General features: G+C 69.4%; 13 protein-coding genes. 9 read left to right on the plus strand and 4 right to left on the minus strand.

What is annotated here, in order from left to right:
- The first annotated feature begins 2 nt into the window (after positions 1 to 2).
- From modA to glpX, 4 genes are read left to right on the plus strand one after another with little or no spacing between them, the layout of a single operon-like run.
- Complete coding sequence (gene modA, locus ASD66_RS24030; protein WP_082599283.1) at positions 3 to 746, plus strand: molybdate ABC transporter substrate-binding protein; 744 nt, start codon at positions 3 to 5, stop codon at positions 744 to 746.
- A complete protein-coding gene (locus ASD66_RS01850; RefSeq protein WP_235529929.1) occupies positions 743 to 1,534 on the plus strand; it encodes an ABC transporter permease in 792 nt (263 codons plus the stop codon). The genes modA and ASD66_RS01850 overlap by 4 nt, the downstream gene beginning before the upstream one ends.
- A complete protein-coding gene (locus ASD66_RS01855; RefSeq protein WP_056889862.1) occupies positions 1,531 to 2,505 on the plus strand; it encodes an ABC transporter ATP-binding protein in 975 nt (324 codons plus the stop codon). Before ASD66_RS01850 ends, ASD66_RS01855 begins: the two co-directional genes overlap by 4 nt.
- Before the next feature lie 20 nt (positions 2,506 to 2,525).
- Positions 2,526 to 3,542 (plus strand): class II fructose-bisphosphatase, encoded by a 1,017-nt coding sequence (glpX, locus tag ASD66_RS01860; protein ID WP_056889863.1) that lies wholly within the window; start codon positions 2,526 to 2,528, stop codon positions 3,540 to 3,542.
- A gap of 136 nt (positions 3,543 to 3,678) precedes the next feature.
- Here glpX and ASD66_RS01865 read toward each other — a convergent pair whose 3' ends face one another.
- On the minus strand, positions 3,679 to 4,509 hold the full coding sequence (locus ASD66_RS01865) for an esterase/lipase family protein (RefSeq protein ID WP_162254237.1): 831 nt from the start codon (positions 4,507 to 4,509) through the stop codon (positions 3,679 to 3,681).
- Between the two features lie 76 nt (positions 4,510 to 4,585).
- Between ASD66_RS01865 and ASD66_RS01870 the strand changes: the two genes are divergently transcribed.
- The 5 genes from ASD66_RS01870 (at position 4,586) to ASD66_RS01890 (ending at position 9,955) form a co-directional block, all read left to right on the plus strand.
- Positions 4,586 to 5,491: an alpha/beta fold hydrolase gene (locus ASD66_RS01870; protein ID WP_056889865.1), complete on the plus strand. Its 906-nt coding sequence runs from the start codon at positions 4,586 to 4,588 to the stop codon at positions 5,489 to 5,491.
- 93 nt (positions 5,492 to 5,584) lie between these two features.
- The gene (locus ASD66_RS01875; RefSeq protein ID WP_056889866.1) at positions 5,585 to 6,919 is read left to right on the plus strand and encodes an extracellular solute-binding protein; all 1,335 of its coding nucleotides are present in this window, start codon (positions 5,585 to 5,587) and stop codon (positions 6,917 to 6,919) included.
- The gene (locus ASD66_RS01880; RefSeq protein ID WP_056681423.1) at positions 6,916 to 7,854 is read left to right on the plus strand and encodes a carbohydrate ABC transporter permease; all 939 of its coding nucleotides are present in this window, start codon (positions 6,916 to 6,918) and stop codon (positions 7,852 to 7,854) included. The genes ASD66_RS01875 and ASD66_RS01880 overlap by 4 nt, the downstream gene beginning before the upstream one ends.
- A 3-nt stretch (positions 7,855 to 7,857) precedes the next feature.
- Positions 7,858 to 8,691 carry a carbohydrate ABC transporter permease gene (locus tag ASD66_RS01885; RefSeq protein ID WP_056681424.1) on the plus strand — a complete coding sequence of 278 codons (834 nt, stop codon included), beginning with the start codon at positions 7,858 to 7,860 and terminating at the stop codon, positions 8,689 to 8,691.
- Positions 8,692 to 8,701: 10 nt separating this feature from the next.
- Entirely contained in the window at positions 8,702 to 9,955 is a 1,254-nt protein-coding gene (locus ASD66_RS01890) for an ABC transporter ATP-binding protein (RefSeq protein WP_056681425.1), read from the plus strand.
- Between the two features lie 49 nt (positions 9,956 to 10,004).
- Here ASD66_RS01890 and cobF read toward each other — a convergent pair whose 3' ends face one another.
- Genes cobF through ASD66_RS01905 form a run of 3 tightly spaced genes read right to left on the minus strand, consistent with a single transcriptional unit; the run spans position 10,005 to position 15,120 of the window.
- Entirely contained in the window at positions 10,005 to 10,748 is a 744-nt protein-coding gene (gene cobF / locus ASD66_RS01895) for a precorrin-6A synthase (deacetylating) (RefSeq protein ID WP_056681426.1), read from the minus strand.
- Complete coding sequence (cobN, locus tag ASD66_RS01900) at positions 10,745 to 14,422, minus strand: cobaltochelatase subunit CobN (protein WP_056889867.1); 3,678 nt, start codon at positions 14,420 to 14,422, stop codon at positions 10,745 to 10,747. Before cobN ends, cobF begins: the two co-directional genes overlap by 4 nt.
- A complete protein-coding gene (locus ASD66_RS01905) occupies positions 14,419 to 15,120 on the minus strand; it encodes a (2Fe-2S) ferredoxin domain-containing protein (RefSeq protein WP_056889868.1) in 702 nt (233 codons plus the stop codon). The genes cobN and ASD66_RS01905 overlap by 4 nt, the downstream gene beginning before the upstream one ends.
- Between the last annotated feature and the right edge of the window lie 28 nt (positions 15,121 to 15,148).

A 15,148-nucleotide genomic window follows, 5' to 3' on the forward strand; every position in this document is an offset into this window, starting at 1 on the left:
TGATGCGCATGCGCCCACTGATCGCCGTCTCCGTCCTCACCCTGCTCCCCCTGACCTCCTGCTCCTCCGATGACGACGAGAAGCAGCTGACCGTGCTGGCCGCAGCCTCCCTCACCGGGACCTTCGAGACGCTGGCCTCGACGTTCGAGGACGAGCACGACGGCGTGGACGTGAAGTTCAACTTCGGCTCCAGCACGACCCTGGCCGAGCAGGGCGTCGACGGCGCCCCGGGCGACGTGCTGGCCACCGCCGACGAGAAGTCCATGACCATCGCCGAGGACGGCGACGCACTGGCCACGGACCCGGTGCAGTTCGCGACCAACGAGCTCGTGCTGGTGGTGCCGGCCGACAACCCTGCGAAGATCACCGGGTTCGACGACCTCGCCGACACCGACTGGGTGCGCTGTGCGGACGACGTACCGTGTGGGCGGCTCGCCCTGAGCCTGCTGGAGGAGAACAAGGTGACGGCGGAGCCCAGGAGCCTGGAGGTCGACGTGAAGTCCGTGCTGGCCAAGATCACCTCGGGTGAGGCCGACGCCGGCTTCGTCTACGCCAGCGACGCGGTCGCCGCCGGCGACGACGTGTTGGTCTTCGACGTGCCCGGCGCCGCCGAGCAGCTCAACCCCTACTTCATCGCCCCGCTCGACCAGAACGACAGCGGCGACCTGGCCCAGGAGTGGGTCGACTTCGTGAGCTCCGACGAGGGTCGCAAGATCCTGGACGACGCGGGCTTCGGGAAGCCGTGACCGACCCCCTCGGGCGACCGCCGGTCAGGTTGCTGGTCCCGGCCGCCCTCGGCACCTTGCTCCTGCTGCTCCCCCTCGTCACGCTCGTCGCGGGCACGCCGTGGTCCCTGCTCGGCGAGCAGCTCGCCTCGCCGGAGCTGCGCGAGGCCATGTGGCTCTCGGTGCTCACCGCCACGGTCGCGATGACCATCTGCCTCGTGCTCGGGCTGCCGCTGGCCTGGGTGCTGGCCCGGGTCGAGTTCCCCGGGCGCGGGGTCGTGCGCACCCTGGTCACGGTGCCGCTCGTGCTGCCCCCGGTGGTCGCCGGCGTCGCGCTGGCCAGCGCCTTCGGCCGCACGGGCTTCATCGGCGAACCCCTGCGAGAGCTGACCGGCTTCTCCCTCCCCTACACGACGGCCGGCGTGGTCCTGGCCCACACGTTCGTCGCGCTGCCGTTCGTCGTACTCAGCATCGAGGGCGCCCTGCGCACCGCACGCCGTGAGTACGACGCCGCGGCCGCCACACTGGGCGCCACGCGCTGGCTCACCTTCCGCGCGGTCACCGTGCCGTTGGCGATGCCGGGCATCCTGGCCGGGATGATGCTGGGCTGGGCCCGCTCGATCGGCGAGTTCGGCGCGACCATCACCTTCGCCGGCAACTACCCCGGCACCACGCAGACGATGCCGACGCTGATCTACGTCTCGATCAACTCCGAGCCCGAGGCCGCCAGGTCGCTGAGCCTGGTGCTGCTGGTCTTCTCGATCGTCGTGCTGGTGGCCCTGCGCGACCGTTGGCTGGTGGCCCGATGAGCACCCTGTCGCTCGACCTCGAGGTGCCCGGCCGGGTCCACGCTGTGCTCGACGCCGACCGCGGCGACGTGATCGCGGTGATCGGTCCCAACGGCGCGGGCAAGTCGAGCCTGGTCAAGGCGCTGGCCGGTCTCGTGCCCGCGCGCGGCCACGCCACGCTCGACGGTGTGGACCTCACCGGCGTGCCCACTCGGGAGCGCGGCGTCGGCATGGTGTTCCAGGACCAGCTGCTGTTCCCCCACCTCGACGCCCGGCACAACGTGGCCTTCGGACCCCGGGCCCGCGGCGTACCGAAGGCCGAGGCGCTGCGTCGCGCCGAGCTGTGGCTGACCCGTCTCGGGGTCGACGACCTCGCCCACCGCAGACCCGGAGAACTCTCCGGCGGGCAGGCCCAACGCGTCTCGATCGCCCGGGCCCTGGTCACCGAACCCGACCTGCTGCTGCTCGACGAGCCGATGAGCGGGCTCGACGTCGGGGTCGCGGCGTCCCTGCGCATCGAGCTGGCCAGGCACCTCGCCGAGTTCGGCGGGATCTCGCTGCTGGTCACCCACGACGCGCTCGACGCGCTGACCGTGGCGAACCGGGTGCTGGTGCTCGACGGCGGGGAGGTGGCCCAGTTCGGCACCCCCGACGAGGTCACCCAGCGTCCGGTCACTGACCACGTTGCCCGGCTCGTGGGCCTCAACGTCCTGCGCGAGGGCACCGAGCTGCGTGCGTTCGAGCCCACGGCGGTCACGGTCGACCTGAACGAACCCAGCGGCTCGGCCCGACACCACTGGCGGGGCACGATCGTCGTGGTCACCCCGCACGGCGCCGCGATGCGGGTCGTCGTACACGTGGCCGACGACGGTCCGGAGCTCCTCGCCGACGTGACGCCGGCGGCCGCCGTCGAGCTCGGACTGTCGGTCGGACGGGTGGTGTGGCTGTCCGTCAAGCAGACATCGGTGCGGTCCTACACCGCGCCCTCGTGATGAGCCGATAGCATTCGCCCATGCCTACGCGCCCCCCTGAGTTCCGTGTTGCCCCCGAGTCCCCCGACCGCAACCTCGCCCTGGAACTGGTCCGGGTCACCGAGGCGGCCGCGATGGCTGCTGGCCGCTGGGTCGGCCGGGGCGACAAGAACGGTGCGGACGGCGTGGCGGTCAACGCCATGCGCGTGATGATCTCCAGCATCGGCATGAAGGGCACCGTCGTGATCGGCGAGGGCGAGAAGGACAACGCCCCCATGCTCTACAACGGCGAAGAGGTCGGCGACGGCAGCGGCCCCGAGTGCGACGTCGCGGTCGACCCGATCGACGGCACCACCCTCGCCGCCAAGGGCATGACCAACGCGGTCTCGGTGCTCGCGGTCGCCCCGCGCGGCACGATGTACGACCCGTCGGCCGTGTTCTACATGGACAAGCTGGTCACCGGACCCGAGGCCGCAGACGTGGTCGACATTCGTCTGCCCGCCGCCGAGAACATCAACTTCGTCGCGAAGGCCAAGGGCTCGAGCCCCGAGGACGTCACGGTCGTGATCCTCGACCGTCCGCGCCACGCGGACCTCGTCGAGGAGATCCGGGCGACCGGTGCCCGCATCAAGTTCATCAGCGACGGCGACGTCGCCGGCGCAATCATGGCGGCCCGCCCCGACACCGGTATCGACCTGCTGATGGGCGTCGGCGGCACTCCCGAGGGCATCATCACCGCCTGCGCGATGAAGTGCATCGGCGGCACCATCCAGGGTCGCCTGTGGCCGACCGACGACGAGGAGCGCCAGCGCGCGATCGATGCCGGACTCGACCTCGACGCGATCCTGACCACCGACGAGCTGGTCACCGGTGACGACTGCTTCTTCGTGGCCACCGGCATCACCGACGGCGAGCTGCTCAAGGGGGTCCGCTACCGCGCGGGCGGGGCGACCACGCACTCACTGGTCATGCGCTCGCGCAGCGGCACGATCCGCAACATCACCAGCGAGCACCGCCTGCGCAAGCTGCGCGCCTACAGCGCCATCGACTTCGACTGAGCACAGTCGGTCGGCGGGGAGTCGGCGTACGCCGGCGGGAGCCCGTGTACGTCGGCACTTGTGCGCCCCTGTTGACACTTCCACCCCCGTCAGCAGGGTGCAGAGCGGCACGGACGGCGCATTACATGCGGTGGGGTCAGGCGGTGTCGGCGGGGGCTGCGGCGCGGGTGGTTCGGCGCTGGGCGGCCAGCTCGGCGACCACGTGGTCGGCCACCCGCGGATCGATCGCCATGCCGATGTGACTGGCATGCACCTCGATCGACGTCGCCAACGGGTCCACGCACGACGCCGGGTCGACCAGCCCGTCACCGGCCGACCAGATGCAGGTGAAGTCGACGCCTGACGGGATCGGCTGACGCGACTCGTGCCAGGCCGAGCGTGCGCAGTCACCGCGGACGCAGGACTCCCCCATCACCCCTGGTACGCCGACCTGGTTGAGCCGGACGAGCACGTCGGCGGCACCGAGCAGCAACGGATGGGCGGTGCCGGGCGCCATCATCGGGCTGCCCATCGTGATGATGCCGGACACCAGGTCGGGTCGGCGTACGGCCAGCCCGCGGGCGAGCATGCCGCCCAGTGAGTGCCCGACGATGCGGACCCGGCTGTCGCGCTTGGTGGCGATCGCCTCGAGGCGCCGTTCGAGAAGTGCCGCGTTGGTGGTCAGGCACGACACGTTGGTGTGGATGTGGGAGCGATAGGTGCGGTAGCCGTGGCGGCGCAGCGTGTGCGCCATCAGCCGCAGCGTGTAGTCGCCGGCCAGGAATCCCGGCACCAGCAGGACCGGCTCGATCGAGCGCTGCGGAGCGCGGCTGACGTAGGGAGTGCCCAACAGCTCACGCTTGTCGGCGAGGGAGCGCCGGATCGCGCGCCCGGCCTCGGGCCACACGGTGAGCTCACGGACCAGACTGAGCGCCCCGGGCTGGTGGTAGCCCGCAGGTGCCAGGAAGTCGCCGATGCTGTTCGCCACGTCGCCACCGTAGAACGGCAGGACCCCGCGGACAGGCAATTCCCGCTCCTCTCGGAGCGTCGTGTTGGATGAATGCATGAGCGACGTCCATGTCTCCGAAGAACTGTTCGCCCCCGTCGGCGGCGGTGTCGAGCTGTGCTACCAGACCTTCGGCGATCCTTCCGCCGACCCCCTGCTGCTGGTGATGGGCCTGGGCGGGCCGATGATCTGGTGGGACGACGAGTTCTGCAAGCTCCTTGCCGGCAAGGGCTTCCACGTCATCCGCTACGACAACCGCGACACCGGCAAGTCCTCCCACGTGCGCGGTCGGGTCCGTCGGCCCGACCTGGTCCGGGCCTTCCTCACCGGCCGGGGCGCGGCGCCGTACGGCATCTCGGACATGGCCTCCGACGGCATCGGCCTGCTCGACCACCTCGCCATCGACTCCGCGCACGTGGTCGGCATCTCGATGGGCGGCATGATCGTGCAGACGATGGCCCTCGACCACCCGGGCCGGGTGCGTTCGCTGACCTCGATCATGTCGACCACCGGCAAGCGCAGCGTCGGGTGGCAGGACCCCAAGCTGCTGCCGCGGCTGCTGGCCGGCAAGCAGGTGGACCGTCAGGCGTACGTCGACACGTCCGTGGCGTTCGCGAAGCTGATCGGCTCCCCCAGCTACCCGGAGCCGACCGAGCGGGCCACGAAGCGGGCCGAGGACACCTTCGACCGCGGCCTCAACGGGCCCGGGGTCCTGCGCCACATGATGGCCGTGCTGACCCAGCCGAACCGCTCGAAAGCCCTGCACTCGTTGACGATTCCCAGCCAGGTCATCCACGGACTGCGCGACCGCATGGTGCACGTCTCCGGTGGTCGGGCGACCTCCGCGGCGATCCCCGGGTCGGAGCTCCTGCTGGTCGACGGCATGGGCCACGACCTGCCACCCGAGCTCTGGGAATCAGTGACCGACGCCATCCGTCGTACGGCGGACCGCGGCAACATCTGATCCGCACTAGCAGGTGTCACAACCCCCTACAAGTGGCTTGCCAAATCGGCGCAAGAGGTCGAGTGTGAGGTAGACCACGACAGGGAGGCACTCGTGAAGCAACCCTCAACGCACAGAGGGCGCTCGCGTCGCACCATTGCGGCCCTAGCGTCACTGGCTTGTACGGCCGGTCTGCTGACATCCTGCTCGGCGTTCGGAGACGACTCCGGCCCGCCGACGCTCAACTGGTACGTCAATCCCGACGGTGTCGAGACCCTGACCAAGCTGGCCAAGCAGTGCAGCACCGACGACTATGACATCGAGATCCAGCTGCTGCCGTCCGGTGCAACGGATCAGCGCACGCAGCTCGCTCGCCGGCTCGCCGCCAAGGACTCGTCGACCGACCTGATGAGCCTCGACCCCGTGTTCGTCGCCGAGTTCGCCAACGCCGGGTGGCTGGAGAAGCTCCCCGAGGACACGGCGGCCAAGGCGGTCGACGAAGACGTCCTCACCGGTGCCGCCGAGACCGTCAAGTGGGACGACGCGGTGTACGCGTTCCCGCAGTGGGCCAACACCCAGGTGCTCTGGTACCGCAAGTCGCTGGCCGAGAAGGCAGGACTCGACATGACCAAGCCGGTGACCTGGAGCGAGGTCATCGAAGCCGCCGAGAAGGCCGGCGGCACGGTCGGCGTCCAGGCCAACAAGTACGAGGCGTACGTCGTGTGGATCAACGCGCTGATCCAGGGCGCGGGCGGCGACATCATCTCCGACAACGAGGCCGGCAAGGACGCCAAGATCGACATCGACTCCGATGCCGGCAAGAAGGCCGCCGAGGTGATCAAGCAGCTCGCCGACTCCGACGCGAAGCAGCCTGACCTGTCGACCTCCAACGAGGGCACCAGCCTGGGCGCGATGTTCCCGGAGGGGGCCCCGGGCGAGTTCATGACGAACTGGACCTTCGTCTACAAGAACTACGAGGGCGTGATCGGCAAGCCGGGCGGCCCGGTCGACAAGGACGCGTTCGGCGACCTCGGCTACGCCCGCTACCCCGAGACCGTGGCCGGCGAGGACTCCAAGCCGCCGATCGGCGGCATCGACATCGGCGTCGGCGCCTACTCCGAGCACCCCGACTTCGCGATGGCGGCGGCGGAGTGCGTGACCAACACGGAGGCCCAGGTGGCGCTGGCCGTCGAGTCCGGCCTGATGCCGGCCCGCGCGTCGGCGTACGAGGACCCGGCACTGGCCAAGGCCTATCCGCCGGATCTGCTCAAGCTCTTCCGGGAGAGCGTCGACACCGGCGGACCCCGGCCCAAGAGCGCCTACTACGCCACGATCTCGGCTGCGATCCAGAGCCAGTGGCACTCTCCCTTCGACGTCGATCCGGACTCCACTCCGGGTGACTCGGCCGACTTCCTCTCGGACGTCCTCAACGGAAAGGCACTCCTGTGAGCACGGCAACCGTCGAGAAGCCTGCCCGGGGCAAGGGCAAGGTCCGGGCAAGTGACCGGGCCAGGGCGGAGAACAGCCTGGGCCAGAAGCTGGTGGCACCGGCCATCTTCGTGATGCTGCTGGTGACCGCGTTCCCGATGCTCCGGGCGCTCTACCTCTCGGTGTTCAACTACACCCTCACCGCACCCGACGACCGCGAGTTCGTCGGGCTGAGCAACTACATCACCGCACTGACCGACCCGCTGTTCTGGCGCGACACCGGGGTGACCGTCCTCTACATGCTGGTCACCGTCTCCGTCGAGCTCGTGATCGGGTTCGTCTTCGCGATGGTGATGCACCGGGTGATCTTCGCCCGCGGGCTCATCCGCACGTCGATCCTGATCCCCTACGGCATCATCACCGTGGTCTCGGGCTTCGCCTGGCAGTTCGCGTTCAGCTACCAGAACGGCTTCGTCAACGGGTGGCTGCCGGGCATCAGCGAACAGTTCAACTGGTTCGGTGAGACCACACCGGCGGTGATCGCGATCATGGTCTCCGAGATCTGGAAGACCACACCGTTCATGTCACTCCTGCTGCTGGCCGGGCTCGCCCAGGTCTCGGAGGACATGATCGAGGCCGCCAAGGTGGACGGTGCCTCCTGGACCCAACGACTGTTCAAGGTGATCCTGCCCAACATGCAGGCAGCCATCATGGTCGCCGTACTCTTCAGGGCCCTCGACGCCTACCGCATCTTCGACAACATCTTCGTGATGACCAATGGTGCGTCCGGGACGGAGTCGATCTCGTTCCTGACCTATCGGCAGACCATCGAGCAGTTCCAGCTCGGCATGGGATCGGCACTCTCCGTGCTGCTCTTCCTCTCCGTGCTGCTGATCGCCTGGCTGATCGTCAAACTGTTCCGCGTCGACCTCGCCGCGGCACGGCAGGAGGGCTGAGACATGGTGCGCAAACTCGGAACCGCAGTCGGGTGCCTCCTGATCCTGGTGTGGTGCCTGCTGCCAGTGGCCTGGATCATCTCGCTGTCGTTCAAGACGCAGGAGTCCATCACGGTGGGCAACCCCGGGTTCCTGCCCGCCGAAGGCACCAACGCCGGCTGGCAGAACTACATCGACGTCTGGGACAACGAGCAGTTCCGCCGGGCGATCCTCAACTCGGTCGGCATCGCGCTGATCGCCACGGTGGCCTCGGTCATCCTCGGCACGCTGGCCGCCTACGCCATCGCCCGGCTCGAGTTCAAGGGCAAGAAGTTCGTGCTCACCACGGCACTGGCGATCGCGATGTTCCCGGTGGTCTCCCTGGTCGGCCCGCTCTTCGACATGTGGCGCACGCTCGGCCTCTACGACACCTGGCCGGGGCTGATCATCCCCTACATGAGCTTCACGTTGCCGTTGGCGATCTGGACCCTCACCGCGTTCTTCCGGGAGATCCCGTGGGAGCTCGAGCAGGCCGCCCAGGTCGACGGCGCCACGTCATGGCAGGCGTTCCGCAAGATCATCGTCCCGCTCGCGGCACCCGGTGTGTTCACCGCCGCGATCCTGACCTTCTTCTTCGCCTGGAACGACTTCGTCTTCGGGATCTCGCTGACCTCCACCGAGAACGCCAGACCGATCCCAGCGGCGCTGTCGTTCTTCGTCGGCGCCGACCCGTTCAACCGGCCGGCATCCCTGCTCGCCGCCGGGGCCGTGATTGCCACGATCCCGATCATCGTCATCGTGCTGGTGTTCCAGCGCAAGATCGTCGCCGGTCTGACCTCCGGCGCAGTGAAGGGTTAGGGAGAACCTCATGGCCAAGATCCAGATGAAGAACATCGTCAAGAAGTACGGCGACGGGTTCCCGGCGGTCAACGACGTCAGCATCGACGTGGCCGACGGGGAGTTCGTGATCCTCGTCGGGCCGTCCGGGTGCGGCAAGTCGACCCTGTTGCGGATGATCGTGGGGCTCGAGGACATCTCGTCGGGCGACATGATGATCGGCGAACGACGGGTCAACGACCTCGCCCCCAAGGAGCGCAACCTGGCGATGGTCTTCCAGAACTACGCGCTCTACCCTCACCTGACCGTCTACGAGAACATCGCGTTCCCGCTCCGTCTCGCCAAGGTTCCCGACAAGGAGATCGACGAGAAGGTGCGCCACGCGTCCAAGACGCTCGAGCTCGACGAGCACCTCGACCGCAAGCCCGGCAACCTGTCAGGCGGTCAGCGCCAGCGAGTCGCGATGGGGCGGGCGATCGTCCGCGAGGCCGACGCGTTCCTCTTCGACGAGCCGCTGTCGAACCTCGACGCCAAGCTCCGTGGCCAGATGCGCACCGAGATCTCGCGGCTCCAGAAGCGCCTGGGCATCACCACGGTCTACGTCACCCACGACCAGACCGAGGCGATGACGCTGGGCGATCGGGTCGCCGTGCTCAAGCGAGGCATCCTGCAGCAGCTGGCCACCCCGCGCGAGCTCTACACCCAGCCGAACAACCTGTTCGTGGCCGGCTTCATCGGCTCGCCGCCGATGAACTTCCTGCCCGCCACCGTCGAGGGCAACACCATCTCGTTGCCGTTCGGCAAGGTGAACCTTCCGCCGGACAAGGCGGCAAAGGCGCAGGGCAAGGGGCTGCTCATCGCCGGCATCAGGCCCGAGCACTTCGAGGACGCCTCCGTGGCGGCGAACGCCGACGAGGGCTCCACGTTCAGTGCCAAGGTCGACGTGGTGGAGTGGCTCGGCAACGAGGCCTACGCCTACATCCCGTTCGAGGCCCCGCCCGAGGTGCAGGAGCAGCTGACCCAGCTCGAGAAGGACCTCGACGGCGAGTCGATGCGCACCCAGCTCGTGGTCTCTCTCGACGGCGCGTCCATGGTGGCCGCCGGCGACGACGCCAGGATCTGGGTCGACGCGTCCAAGATCCACCTGTTCGACCCCGCCACGGGCGAGAACCTCACCCTGGAGCGCACCGTCCAGGACAACGAGCAGGCCGATGACACGACCCGCGCACCCGGGGGCGGGCCCAGCGAGGAGCCCGAGATCACGCGAGTGCGCGAGGGCAACTGACCCCTGGTGAGCGGGTGGCTGTTTCGACGGCCACCCGCTCACTGCCATTTCAGGAGCGGCGCAACAGGTAGGTGTCCATCACCCAGCCGGACGTCGCCTTCGCGTGCGCCCTGGCGGCCTCGATCTCGGGGAGTACGTCGACCAGGGGCCCGGCGACCAACGCCTGGTCGGGGGTCCCGAGGTTCGCCCCCCACCAGATGTGCCAGCCGGGTTGGTCCTTCAACGTCGTGCAGGACAGCGAGCCGTCGAGCATGACGACGAGGTTGTCGTGCCCTTGGTCGACTGCCTCGGCCAGCCGTCGCCCGGTGGTGACCAGGATCGGCTGGCCGACCTCGTGCAGCACGATGCGGTGTGCCGCGGCCAGCACCTGCAGGCTGGAGATGCCGGGCAGCACGTCGTAGTCGAACGTGACGTTGCCGCGGGCCAGGATGCGCTCGACGATGCGAATCGTGGAGTCGTAGAAGGCCGGGTCTCCCCACACCAGGAACGCCGCGTCGCCGTCGCGTTCGAGCAGCACCTTCTCGTACGCCGCGGCCCGGGCGTCGTGCCAGTCACCGACCGCGCCGGTGTAGTCGGCCGGGTCGTTGCGGTCGCGCGGCGGGTCGGGGACCGGCACCAGCTCGGGGTTGCCGTGCCGACGGCAGATCTCTCGGCGAGACTCGAGCAGCGGGTCCTCGGCGGACTTCGCCGCCGCGATGACGAAGTCGACGCCCTCTATCGCGGCCGCGGCCGCCAGGGTGAGCTGATCGGGGTGGCCCGAGCCGATCCCGACGAGGCGCACGCGGCGGGTCACCCGCGGTCCTCGAGGTCACCCTCGAGGTCGAGGTAGACCTGCTGCATGGCGGCGATCACCTCGGGGTCGGGCTCGGCCCACAGGTCGCGCTCGGCGGCCTCGTGCAGCCGTTCGATGATGCCGCGCAGCGCCCAGGGGTTGGCGTCCTTCATGAACTCCTGGTTGGTCTCGTCGAGGACGTACTCGCGTGCGAGCGCGTCGTACATCCAGTCGTGGACGACGCCGGCGGTGGCGTCGAACCCGAAGAGGTAGTCGACGGTGGCGGCCAGCTCGAACGCACCCTTGTAGCCGTGCCGCTGCATCGCACCGATCCAGCGTGGGTTGACCACCCGGGCCCGGAAGACGCGGGCGGTCTCCTCGGCCAACGTGCGGGTGCGGACGGCGTCGGGCGTGGTGGAGTCGCCGACGTACGCCCGCGGGGTGTTGCCGGTGAGCGCGCGGACGGTGGCGATCATGCCGCCGTGGTACTGGAAGTAGTCGTCGGAGTCGGCGATGTCGTGCTCGCGGGTGTCGATGTTCTTCGCGGCCACGTTGATCCGGCGGTAGTTGGCCTGCATGGCGTCGGCGGCCGGGGCGCCGTCGAGGCCACGGCCGTAGGCGAAGCCACCCCACTGGGTGTAGACCTCGGCCAGGTCCTTGTCGTCGCGCCAGTTGCCGGACTCGATGACCTGCAGGATGCCCGCGCCGTACGCGCCCGGGCGGGAGCCGAAGATGCGGGTCGTGGAGCGGCGTACGTCGCCGTGCTCGGCCAGGTCGGCCTGGGCGTGGGCCCGGACGAAGTTCTGGTCGAGCGGCTCGTCGAGCTCGGCGGCCATCCGGATCGCGTCGTCCAGCATGGCGATCACGTGGGGGAAGGCGTCACGGAAGAACCCGGAGATGCGGACCGTGACGTCGACGCGCGGGCGGCCCAGCTCGTCGAGCGGGATCACGGTCAGGCCGTTGACCCGACGCGACGCGGGGTCCCACTCGGGGCGGATGCCGATCAGGGCGAGGACCTCGGCGATGTCGTCGCCGGAGGTGCGCATGGCGCTGGTGCCCCACACCGAGAGGCCGACCGACTTCGGGTACTCCCCCGTCTCGGTGAGGTAGCGCTGCACGAGCGACTCGGCCATCGAGACTCCGGTCTCCCAGGCCAGTCGCGACGGGACGGCGCGGGGGTCGACGGTGTAGAAGTTGCGGCCGGTCGGCAGCACGTTGACCAGCCCGCGCAACGGCGACCCGCTCGGGCCGGCCGGGATGAAACCGCCGTCGAGGGCGTGCAGCACGGCGTCGAGCTCGTCGGTGGTCTTCGCCAGCCGGGGCACGACCTGGGTGGCGGCGAAGTCGAGGATGGCCGCGACCTCGGGAGCACTCTCGGACTCGTGCCGGGCGATCACCCCGGCCACTGCGTCCGGCTGCCAGTCGGCGTCCTCCATGCCCTGGACCAGGGCCTTGGCGCGTGTCTCGATGGCGTCGACCTCGGTTGTCGTCGGCTCACTCGGTGGTCGAGTAGATCCCGAGGAACGAGGGGTCGTATCGAGACCCAGTCCGAGGGCGTGCCGCAGGCCGGGCAGGGAGGCCTGGGTGCCGCCCCAGATCTGGGTGGCCCGCAGGATCGCGAGCACCAGGTTGACCCGGGCCTCGCCCTCGGGTGCCTGGCCGAGGACGTGCAGGCCGTCGCGGATCTGCGCGTCCTTCACCTCACACAGCCAGCCGTCGACGTGCATGATGAAGTCGTCGAACTCCTCGTCGCCGGGCTGGGCCTCGAGGCCGAGGTCCTTGTGCATCTGGGCGGCCTGCATGAGCGTCCAGATCTGGGCCCGGATCATCGGCAGCTTGGGCGGGTCCATGGCGGCGATGTTGGCGTACTCGTCGAGGAGCTGCTCGAGCTTGGCGATGTCGCCGTACGACTCGGCGCGCGCCATCGGCGGGATCAGGTGGTCGACGATGGTGGCGTGCGCGCGGCGCTTGGCCTGGGCGCCCTCGCCCGGGTCGTTGATCAGGAACGGGTAGATCAGCGGCAGGTTGCCGATCACCGCGTCGGTCGCGCAGGTGGCGGCCAGGGCGGCGTTCTTGCCGGGCAGCCACTCCATCGAGCCGTGCTTGCCGAGGTGTACGACGGCGTGGGCGCGGAAGCCCTTCTCGACCCAGCGGTACGCCGCGAGGTAGTGGTGGCTGGGGGCCAGCTCGGGGTCGTGGTAGATCGCCACCGGGTTCTCACCGAACCCGCGCGGCGGCTGGATCATCAGGACGATGTTGCCGGCCCGGAGCGTGGCCAGCACGATCTCCTGCTGGTCGTTGACGAAGAGCGTGCCGGGAGCGGCCCCCCACGCTTCGACGATCTCGTCCTTGAGCTCGTCCGGGAGGTCGGCAGTCCACTTCTCGTAGTCCTGCTTGGGGATTCGCACATGGCTCTCGTCGAGCTGGGCGGAGGTGAGCCACTCCTCGTCCTGGCCGCCGGCCGCGATCAGGGCGTGGATCAGTGCGTTGCCGGCGGCGGTGTCGTCGTCCATGGCGAGGAGCTCGTGGACGTCGAACGTGGCCCCCTCCGTCAAACGTGCGGGCGCACCGAGGTCGTAGCCGGCGTCGCGCAGCTTGCGGAGCAGCCGGATCGTCGAGACCGGGGTGTCCAGGCCGACCGCGTTGCCGATGCGGCTGTGCTTGGTCGGGTACGCCGACAGCATCAGCGCGAGCCGGCGGTCCTTGGGCTCGATGTGGCGCAGACGCGCGTGGTTGACGGCGATTCCGGCCACCCGGGCGCAGCGCTCCTCGTCGGCGACGTAGCGCGGCAGGCCGTCCTCGTCGATCTCCTTGAACGAGAACGGGGCGGTGATGATCCGCCCGTCGAACTCGGGGATCGCGATCTGGTTGGCCGAGTCGAGCGGGGTCACGCCGTCGTCGCTCTCCTCCCACTCGGCGCGGCTCGAGGTGAGGCAGAGCCCTTGCAGGACAGGGATGTCGAGCGCCTTCATGCGTTCGACATCCCACGCCTCGTCGTCCTCACCGGCGCTCGCGGTGCCCGGCGTGGTGCCACCCGCGGCAAGCACCGTCACGATCACCGCGTCGAGGGTGCCGAGGGCGTCGTACAGCTCGTCGGGTGCGGCGCGCAGGGACGAGGAGAAGATCGGCAGGCCGACCGCCTCACCGGTGGCGTCGATCGCGTCGGCCAGCGCGTGCGCGAACGCGTTGTTGCCGCTGGCCTCGTGGGCCCGGTAGTAGAGCACTCCGACCCTCGCCGTGCCCGGTTCGCCCGCGGGCGACGGGCGTTCCGACCAGCCCCACTCGGGGACCACCTGCGGGGCCTCGAAGCCCTCACCGGTCAGCAGCACCGTGTCGGAGAGGAACGCGTGCAGGTTGGTCAGGTTCACCGGCCCGCCCTGGGCAAGGTAGGCGTGGGCCTCGGCCGCCGTCCCGACCGGGACGGTCGAGTGCCCCATCAGCTCGGCGTCCGGGGTCTGTTCCCCGCCCAGCACGACGACGGGGACGCCGCTTGCCAGCACGGTGTCGAGACCGGCCTGCCAGGAGCGGGCGCTGCCGAGGATGCGTACGACGACGAGGTCGGCACCCTCGATCACACCGGGCAGGTCAGCCTCGACGTCGAGGCGCGACGGGTTGCCGAGTGCGAAGTCGGGCCCGGCAGCGCGTGCGGAGAGCAGGTCTGTGTCCGAGGTCGAGAGCAGGGCGATGCGAGTCATGACTTCTCCTGGAGGTTCATCGTCCGAGCGTCGTCGGACTGGATGTGTCGCGGCAGGCGGTGCGCCTCGACGGGTTGGTGTGTGACGAGGTGGTCGGTGGCGATGGTGCGGGCGACGTCGGGCGTGACGCCGCCGTACCAGACGTCGTCGGGCTGCACCGAGACGACGGGTGCGTGGTTGCAGGGGAACTGACAGCCGGTCTGGGTGATCAGCACGTCGTCGTCCCCCTGCTCGAGACGCATCAGCTCGAGGGCGAAGGCCTCGGCGGTCCTGTCCGAGCCGAGCGCCGTGCAGCGCGGCCCCCGGCAGACGAACAGCTGGTGACGGTGGCCCGGCACGTCCTCCCAGGCCGCCGAGGTCAACGGCGCCTCGGTGCCCGCGATGGGGCGGGTGACGTCGAGGACGAGATCGAGGTCGAGGTCGTTGCGCATCATCGCCGTGGCCACCTCGATCACCGGAGGCTCACCGGCCCGTTCGCGCCACCAGTGCGAGGCGATCCGACGCAGCCACGAGTTCGCGGGTGCGAGGGTGCCGAGGCTGACCCCGACCAGCGTGATGTGGGTGGCGCCGGCGTCGGCCAGCCGGGTCAGCTCCCGGTCCAGCGAGGGATCGCCCATCTGCAGGAACGCGACGGTGCCCTCGTGGCGCGCGGCGACTGCGGTCAACCGGTCGCGCGCGTCGGCCTCACGGACGGACATTCCAACCAATACGAGTGCCGTCACCGGC

The sequence above is a fragment of the Nocardioides sp. Root151 genome (assembly GCF_001427925.1).
Taxonomy (GTDB): Bacteria; Actinomycetota; Actinomycetes; order Propionibacteriales; family Nocardioidaceae; genus Nocardioides.